General features: G+C 24.5%; 1 protein-coding gene and 1 pseudogene. Both read left to right on the top strand.

What is annotated here, in order from left to right:
* Positions 1 to 265 precede the first annotated feature (265 nt).
* Entirely contained in the window at positions 266 to 448 is a 183-nt protein-coding gene (locus tag RI01_RS02350; protein ID WP_017193069.1) for a hypothetical protein, read from the top strand.
* A 178-nt stretch (positions 449 to 626) separates the two neighbouring features.
* Positions 627 to 1,208, top strand: a pseudogene (locus tag RI01_RS03410) (AAA family ATPase); the annotation flags it as partial.
* Positions 1,209 to 1,290: the final 82 nt, after the last annotated feature.

Here is a 1,290-nt window from a genome sequence, read left to right as displayed (position 1 = left end):
TATCTCTTTTTAATGAATTAGAACAAATGTGTTATCAAGAATTAAAAAATATTCCTTTGTTAATTAAACCGCAAAAAATTTTGATTACAAAAACTAAAAAGTAATAAATCATAAAAGTTAACTTTATTTTATTTAAATATATATAAGAAAAGGAAAAATATGATAAAAATCAATAAAATAAAATTAATTATTTATTTTTGATTATTTTGACATTTTTAACTATAAAAGAATTAACTAATGATTTTTTTACTCAAGGAACTAAAAAGTGGAAAATAATCAAATTATCGCGATGATTAAAGATTCTAATATCGAAAAAATTACTTGTGAAGAAACAGGAAATAAAACATTAAACCAAAATAGAATTAAAATAAAGGCTTATACAAAAAATAAAGAAATTATTTGGACTAAAATGGATTATACTTTTTATTCAGGGATGATAAGTATTTGAATGGAAAGACCTTCAATTGTATTCACTCCTGTTGATCCAAATAATTTCAATTTTTTAAGGTTTTTATTTGTTATTATTCCTGTTTTATTTTCTAGTATTTTTATGTTTTATATTATAAAAACAATAAGTTTACAATCAGTCAAATTAAAATCTAATCTTCTTATTTCTTCTAAACAAAAAAACTCTTTTCACTTTTCAAGATGTGGATGGCAACGAAGAAGAAAAAGAAGAGATGAAAGAATTAATTGATTTTTTAAAAAAATCCTAAAAAATACCAAGATATAGGGGCTTCTATTCCAAAAGGAGTTTTATTAGAAGGACCGCCAGGAACTGGTAAAATTTTATTAGCCAAAGCAATCGCTGGAGAGGCAAATGTTCCTTTTTATTCAGTATCTAGTTCTGAGTTTGTAGAAAAGTATGTCGGAGTCGGCACTTCAAGAATAAGATCATTATTCAAAGATGCTAAATATAATTCTCCCTGTGTAATTTTTATTGACAAAATAGATGTTGTAGGTGGTAAAAGAAATTCTGGCAATAGTGGTGGTTCGCAAGAAAAAGAACAAACTTTAAACCAATTATTAGTTGAAATTGATGGTTTTAATTATTGGCGCTACCAACCGAAAAGATATGCTAGATTCAGCTTTACTTCGTCCTGGAAGATTTGATTGTCAATTTACTGTTGTTTTGCCTGATGTTAAAGCTAGAGAAGCTATTTTAAAAGGCACATGCGAAAAATAAAAAATTAGATAAAAAAGTTGACAAATATTTTTTTTATGTTATCATATAGTAAATTAATAAATAATTTTTTCTAAAAGGTATTTATTTTAGAAAAATTAGTTGTT

It is taken from the genome of Italian clover phyllody phytoplasma str. MA1 (assembly GCF_000300695.1).
Taxonomy (GTDB): domain Bacteria; phylum Bacillota_I; class Bacilli_A; order Acholeplasmatales; family Acholeplasmataceae; genus Phytoplasma.
Note: the sequence above shows the minus strand (reverse complement) of the source record. Positions and strands in the feature narration are given on the sequence as shown.